This window comes from Arthrobacter sp. UYCu712 (assembly GCF_040547005.1).
Classification (GTDB): domain Bacteria; phylum Actinomycetota; class Actinomycetes; order Actinomycetales; family Micrococcaceae; genus Arthrobacter.
This window is the reverse complement of sequence record NZ_JBEPOZ010000034.1, coordinates 23115-29156: the sequence shown is the minus strand read 5'-3', so window position 1 is coordinate 29156 and position 6042 is coordinate 23115. Positions and strand designations below refer to the sequence as shown.

Annotated in this window: 8 protein-coding genes; 1 reads left to right on the top strand and 7 read right to left on the bottom strand. The window is 56.9% G+C overall.

Annotated features, from left to right (window positions below; translation table 11 throughout):
* On the bottom strand, positions 1-215 hold a 215-nt coding region (locus ABIB51_RS21565; RefSeq protein ID WP_354191394.1), incomplete at its 3' end, for a transposase.
* A 119-nt stretch (positions 216-334) separates the two neighbouring features.
* On the opposite strand from ABIB51_RS21565, the gene ABIB51_RS21560 reads away from it, so the two are divergent.
* Positions 335-1309, top strand: coding sequence for a hypothetical protein (locus ABIB51_RS21560; protein WP_354191393.1), 975 nt, complete (start codon positions 335-337; stop codon positions 1307-1309).
* A 122-nt stretch (positions 1310-1431) separates the two neighbouring features.
* Here ABIB51_RS21560 and ABIB51_RS21555 read toward each other — a convergent pair whose 3' ends face one another.
* From ABIB51_RS21555 to ABIB51_RS21530, 6 genes are all read right to left on the bottom strand, one after another.
* Positions 1432-2151, bottom strand: a complete 720-nt coding sequence (locus ABIB51_RS21555) for a hypothetical protein (protein ID WP_354191392.1) — start codon at positions 2149-2151, stop codon at positions 1432-1434.
* A 276-nt stretch (positions 2152-2427) separates the two neighbouring features.
* A complete protein-coding gene (locus ABIB51_RS21550; RefSeq protein WP_354191391.1) occupies positions 2428-3351 on the bottom strand; it encodes an LEM-3-like GIY-YIG domain-containing protein in 924 nt (307 codons plus the stop codon).
* Between the two features lie 657 nt (positions 3352-4008).
* Positions 4009-4536, bottom strand: a complete 528-nt coding sequence (gene yiaA, locus ABIB51_RS21545) for an inner membrane protein YiaA (RefSeq protein ID WP_354191390.1) — start codon at positions 4534-4536, stop codon at positions 4009-4011.
* 179 nt (positions 4537-4715) lie between these two features.
* Positions 4716-5153: a hypothetical protein gene (locus ABIB51_RS21540; RefSeq protein WP_354191389.1), complete on the bottom strand. Its 438-nt coding sequence runs from the start codon at positions 5151-5153 to the stop codon at positions 4716-4718.
* Positions 5154-5281: 128 nt separating this feature from the next.
* Positions 5282-5443, bottom strand: a complete 162-nt coding sequence (locus ABIB51_RS21535) for a hypothetical protein (protein ID WP_354191388.1) — start codon at positions 5441-5443, stop codon at positions 5282-5284.
* A 40-nt stretch (positions 5444-5483) separates the two neighbouring features.
* Positions 5484-6023, bottom strand: coding sequence for a hypothetical protein (locus ABIB51_RS21530; protein ID WP_354191387.1), 540 nt, complete (start codon positions 6021-6023; stop codon positions 5484-5486).
* Positions 6024-6042 lie beyond the last annotated feature (19 nt).

The window sequence follows — 6042 nt, the reverse complement described above, 5'->3', positions numbered from 1 at the left end:
GCCTTCTGATGCTGCTCCCAAGACACCGGCGCCTTCTCCTGGCCAGCGGTTACCCGATCCGGATGATTCTCCCGGTACTTGCGCACCCAGTTCCCCAGCGTGCCTTCAAGGACGCCTATCTCCAGACAAACCTGTGAGATCTGACGGCCAGAGGAAATCACCAGCTCAACAGCCTCATCCTTGAACTGCTGCGTGTACTTCTTACGATCGGTCATGCGGGAAAGAGCTCCTATCAAGCTTTCTCACAAAACCATACGGCCGCATACACCTCGTCGGCGGAGTCATCGATCGTTCGTATGTGAGCCGCTCGTAAAGTGCTGGCAAACTTCATGACATGATCATCGAAACGCCCGCCCCTTCCGACAAATGGGAACAGCTTAGTTCCTGGCTTGCTGAAGTCCAGGAATTGTCCGCCGACACCTACGCGTATCCCCTGGCCCAGAACTCCCTGCTTGCGGGTGACGAATTAGGCATACCGGAAGTACCCGGGACTGCCGCCGTAGTCCGAACGCTTCTGGACGCGGCCGTTGACGATCTGGCATCCGCCTTCGCCCTGGTGACAGCAGTCGGTCGCCTAAGCCCTGTCGCGGTTCCCACCCTGGTGCGCGGAGCAATTGAGCTTGCCGGTCTGGGTATGTGGGTACTGACAGGACAAGAGCGATCCGGACGACAGGAACGGGCGCTCCGGATCGCTTACGATTCACACTCCAACGCCGTCAAGTTTCACCATCATCGCTCGAAAAACCTCACGTTGTCAGCAGACCAGCGGGCCGAGGCTACTAAGTGGGCAATTGAAAACAAAGTTGCCGCTGCTGCCTTGTCGGACGCTGCAGCCAAAGCGGGCCTGAAGAAGACGAGAGTGACGGCGTCGCTTAATCGAACGGAGGCACTGAAGGAAGTTGATACAGCCAGGGACTCGCAGTTCTTCTCGGACTGGCAGCTGTGCTCGGGATTCGCCCACGGGCTGGCATGGGCACCCGCCTTATTTCACACGAAGGTCGGGACGCACACCATGGAAGGCGGCGGCACAATAACCCTCTGCACCATGACCGAGGAAAGTGCCCTGGTGATGCTGCAGTGGGGACAGCACGCCGTTGAGGAGCTGAGGGGCACCTTCGGTGCCAGCCGAACATTCATTACGGACGGTGCAGATGCAACACTCGTTTCCAAGCCCTTGAAGAAGATGGAAGCCGAGACTGCCGCAAAAGGACTAAGAATTGAATACCAACGTCCGATTTCGGCCCCTCGTCGGCCAGCCAGTAGCACCATCTTCTCTGCTCATCCGGGCGGGTCAGAGTCCGATAAATAAAATGGCTACCGCCGGAGGACGGACACCAGCGCGTCATCCTCAGTGAGCAGATACCGGACCTTGGAGTACCGGCCGTAGTTTCCGGCTTCCACTGCACAGTGACGTGCCAGCATGACAGATACTCATCGGGGAGCGTTCTCATCGTCCTCGATTTTGGAAACGAAGTCTTTTGGAACATTGTCTTTAGCCCACTGCTTCACTGCACTTTTCATGTCCCTGTTCGTGGGGCCAAGGCGGGTGATCTGGCCAGAGAACGTGTCTAGAGTCCCAAGATCAAGATCTCGGTAGAAGTCCTTACGAATCAGATGCTCGCTGCCGGCAAAATTACTTGCCTGCTCGGGGCGCAGCGCTTCAAGAATCTTCGCAAGGTGTTCCAAAAGGACAACCAGGCAGTCACTTACCGTGCCAAAGAACTCAGGATCAAGAGGTCCGATGTAGCCCGGGCCGGTGTCAGTCATGCGTCCCAGGTACTCACCATGCCCCAGGGCGTGAAGGAAATCACTGTGGACCCATGCGTTCCGCTGGAACACCACCGCAGGGAAGAGCTCGGCCACCGCGTACGCATCTTCACTAATGCCGAACCCGTCCCACCTGAACTCTGTGTTGGTGAAGGCTTCCTGCAGGCTCCCGTCACCGACCAGGTTCATGGAAAGAAGCCCCTCCCTGATCTGCATCGTGCCCATCAAAAGCGAGGTGGACCAGGTCAGCGATGTCGTCACTTTGATGAACGTGTAGTGACTCATTCCCAGCATCAAAAGGTAATCGTCCGAGGCGCTTACGTGGGCTGCAAAATTCCGCCGAACCCTCTCCAGCTCAGTCCCTTCTCCCGTCCCATGCGTCATGGAACAAGCCTGACACAAGTTGGGACGTGCACTCTTACCTTGGGACAGCTACACACTGGAGCTTGGGGAAACCCTGCTCGTTGGCAGAATGGGTAAGACGCCGCGGTGGTCTATGTCTCTCCCGAACAGGGTCAGCCCATGACTCGTGCAAGCCGGCCGAAGCCCATCTGTCGGGGACCTCGAACGTGACAAGCTGTACGCCGGCTTTACGGCCACACCATAACTGACATTATGGTGTGGATTTTTTACCTATATTTGGGGACCCAGCCAAGCGCTTCAGCGCTTGGCTCTCCGCGGCCAATAGCCGATCGCGTTCTGCGCGCCAGGTGGCAGGGCCGGGACCCTTCGGCCATAGGCTCCCACGATCTCCTCGAACAGGCTCCCCGACTCGACGACGTCGACTTGGAAGGCGGTATAGCGGATCGGGTCTCCATTCTTGTTCCTGCCGCTCGTGTCGAACTCCCACGAGTCAGGGACGATCCTGAACAGTGCCCGAGTCACTCCACGATGCACGGCAACGACATATTCGATTCCCCATGCGGCGACCTCGTCCGGTTTTAATCTCCACCATGCGGAGACGGACTCCCCGATCTCGGCGAACGACTGTCTCCGCACCGCGGAAGTCAACCACTCAGGCTTGAATCCCGCACTGTACCGCACTCGCCCTCCGGCGATCGACTGGCCCGCGGGAATCTCCTCCAATCCGTTGAGGGTGATGAGCAGGAGCGGCTTCATTGTCGTGAGTGGCGGTGCGGCGAACTCGTCGATGAGCGACTGGAGCAATGTCACCCCATGACCTCGCGCCTGTTCCCTGCGGGCATTGGTGATCTGTTCCGCGAACGCGAGAGGAAGTGTGGGCCGTACCGTGCCGTTCGAGAGAATAGGGAAGCTCATAAGCAGGTCTATTGCCGCGGCCTCGACAGCGGTGTACTCGCCCGGGCGGAGCCCGTAACGCAGGATCCATACCTCTGGTTCACGGCCCGCGGCCAGGATCTCATCGATCCGCGTGAGCTTCCGCGACCGCTCCCCGGCGTCCTCTTCGAATGGGACGAGAGCTTCAGCAACATGCACCGCATGCCGCAGACCGTGGCCCCTGCCGACGTAGAACGGGACCCCGGATCCGGGATCGACCAACAGATAGACATACGCCTGCAACTCCGAGGAGACCTGGTCGAGAACGGCTTGATCTATATGCAACATGTTCGCATGTTCGCAGAGCCATCGCGGCTTGCCCTGCAATGCCTCGCGGCTCGCATGATGTCAAGACCGCCTGGGGATCAACGGAGTCCGACCCGACCATCGTGCCGCCGCGCCGGAATGGTGACCCTAGCCTGGTCCATTGCGACTTCGAGCTTGCTCTCGGGGTCGGTGGCAATGCCGACTCTTTACAGCGGAACCTGACGCCGCGGGATTTGAAGTCGTCCAACAGTTCCAGTAGGAGACGACCGAAAGTCCCCTTCATCATGATCGCGTCTTATCCCAGGCGAGGGAGCACTCCAGGGTAAGAGTTCGCCGGTAACCTAGACGTTAAACTCGAACACAACTTAATCGCGCGTGGACGCGCAGGAGACGAGATATCTGCATTCCGCGACGGCCAGATACTCGCCATCGGAACATCGATCACTAAAGTTCTACCGCCAGTTTCGCGCTTTTCCGTGGCAGGCGGTCACGGCGAGAAAAAACAAAACGTCATCGCCAAACTCAGCGCGTTCTTAGAACGATTCTTCGGCCTGAGCTCGGCAGGAAAACTAGCGTACAGGCTCGCTGGACGGCCACCGCGCAAGCCATCAACCTTCCTGTAGAGGGGCTGCTCTTCGCCCTGGAACCAGAGCGCCCAGGTGTATTAAGGCTCTCAACTCATTCAGGTCGACCGGGGGCCGGATTGGAATTCGGGCGGTTGGTAGACCCAGGCGTTGCGGCAGGAATGTCCTGACCCGAGAGGAGCTTTCGCTTTGGGTTCTCGGTCTTCTCGACCTCGGCAAACACTGCCATGTCTCGCACGTTCTTCTGAACGGTGATAGCTCCGAAGAGAGACATCAGCATAGCCAGACCGTAGAAGCCCTTCTCAGACAGAAGCATCTCGGCGTTCCAAAGACCGATGACCAGTAGCGAAAGTGACGCAATAACGGAGAACCATGCCACGCCGTAGTAGATATTCGTGACCGGGATATCCTCAGCTCGATCTCGAATCGTCTTCTGGATCGAGATTACCGCGAACAGTCCGAAGAGCAGGATCGTGAAGTAGTATCCCTTCTCGTTAAGCTCCATGCTCGTTGCGTTCCAAAGACCGATGAGATAGGACGACACACCGATGAGCAACGCAACCCAGCTAGCGCCGATGAATGCTCCAGTGGGCTTCTGCGGGACAAGTTTAGACTCAGCCATGGAATTTTCCTTTGATTTGGAATGAGCAGATTATCGATGTCCATAAGGTGTGCATTCAACCGTCTGGATCAATGAGCAATTTTCAATTCGCTTGACTAATACTAGGCGAACGAGTGCACCCGCGACCGCGTGACGCGGTAATCCAGTTCTTCGGAAACGGGCAGAGATACCGGGCCCCTTCATTTGGTGGGTTCCCCTCGGCCATCCTGTTCAATTTCAACAGCATCAGAACTGCCTGATGTGAAGCACGGCGAACCTGATGCGATACGGATTTCGTTTGGGGCCAAGTCTTCTGCGACGATGTAGTTCTCCCCGGCACCCAGACTGATTTGAATTCGATACTTTTCGTCTACATCCATGTCGACGGACACCTTGAGTCCGTTCGCCCGGTGATGGGCTTCGATGTCCTTCACGATCGGCTCAATTTTGGTTCCTTCGGCAACCGTGACGGTCGTTGAACTGTTCCAGTTGTGCTGGGTTCTGTTGCAGGACAAAAGCACGCCCGTCTTCTTCTGATCTATTGAGACAACAGTGTCCTTTGCGATCAGGGCAGCGATCTCCAGTTCCATAGCCTGGGCTTTGGCTTTCGCTTCCTGCCACGTCAGTTCAGCGTTCATCGGTTCCTCCATTGTCTTTGGTGCGGTGGGTACTGGTGGTTCGATGGGAGTCTCTCCGGGGCTTCCGGCACAACCGGCCAGAACCATCGAACCAGCCAACAGCAACAACACAGCATGGTGCGGCACTCTCATTGCCTAACCAACTTCTTCATGAACCGAAGCGCCTTCAGGTTGTCCTCGCTGTTGGAGGCGATGAGGTTGTAGTTGTTCATGAGGATGCTGAATTTTTCACTATTGATCATGCGGTTGAGTTCGTCGTGGGCCTTGAAAGGCGTGCTGTTCGTACTCATCGCGAAAGCCGAGAATGCTGCCGGTCCACATGAACCCGGTTTAGAAATCCCCACCCGGGTAAATACCTTCCGGCAACGTGAAACACTCAGAACCCGAATCAATGCGAATCTCGTTTGGGGCTAACCCTTCGGCGACAATAAAGTTCTCACCGCTTCCGCTGCGAGCGATCATTTGGACTTCGTAGTATCCACCGATATCAAGCCTGTTCCTGACTCCGAATGCGCCGCTCTGGTAATGGGCTTCGATGTCCTTCACGATCGGCTCAATTTTGGTTCCTTCGGCGACCGTGATGGTCGTGGAACCCTTCCATTTGTGCTGGGTCTTGTTACAGGACAGAAGCACGCCCGTCTTCTTCTGATCGATCGAGACAACTGCGTCTTTTGGGATCAGGGCGGCGATCTCCACTTCCATTGCTTGGGCGTGGGCTTTGGCTTCCTGCCAGGTCAATTCTGCGTTCATCGTTTCCTCGTGTGTGTTGGCAACAGTTGGCGCAGTTGACACAGTTGGCTCGGTCGAACCCGGGTTTGGGTTTCCGGCGCAACCTCCAAGCCCTACCAGAGTCACCAGCAACAACGCCATGGCACCGTTCCGCGCCCTC

What these genes read in the sequence shown, in the direction of transcription:
- ABIB51_RS21560 (WP_354191393.1), top strand. Translation starts at nt 335, where the DNA reads ATGATCATCGAAACGCCCGCCCCTTCCGACAAATGGGAACAGCTTAGT.
- ABIB51_RS21555 (WP_354191392.1), bottom strand. Translation starts at nt 2,151, where the DNA reads ATGACGCATGGGACGGGAGAAGGGACTGAGCTGGAGAGGGTTCGGCGG.
- ABIB51_RS21550 (WP_354191391.1), bottom strand. Translation starts at nt 3,351, where the DNA reads ATGTTGCATATAGATCAAGCCGTTCTCGACCAGGTCTCCTCGGAGTTG.
- yiaA (WP_354191390.1), bottom strand. Translation starts at nt 4,536, where the DNA reads ATGGCTGAGTCTAAACTTGTCCCGCAGAAGCCCACTGGAGCATTCATC.
- ABIB51_RS21540 (WP_354191389.1), bottom strand. Translation starts at nt 5,153, where the DNA reads ATGAACGCTGAACTGACGTGGCAGGAAGCGAAAGCCAAAGCCCAGGCT.
- ABIB51_RS21535 (WP_354191388.1), bottom strand. Translation starts at nt 5,443, where the DNA reads ATGAGTACGAACAGCACGCCTTTCAAGGCCCACGACGAACTCAACCGC.
- ABIB51_RS21530 (WP_354191387.1), bottom strand. Translation starts at nt 6,023, where the DNA reads ATGGCGTTGTTGCTGGTGACTCTGGTAGGGCTTGGAGGTTGCGCCGGA.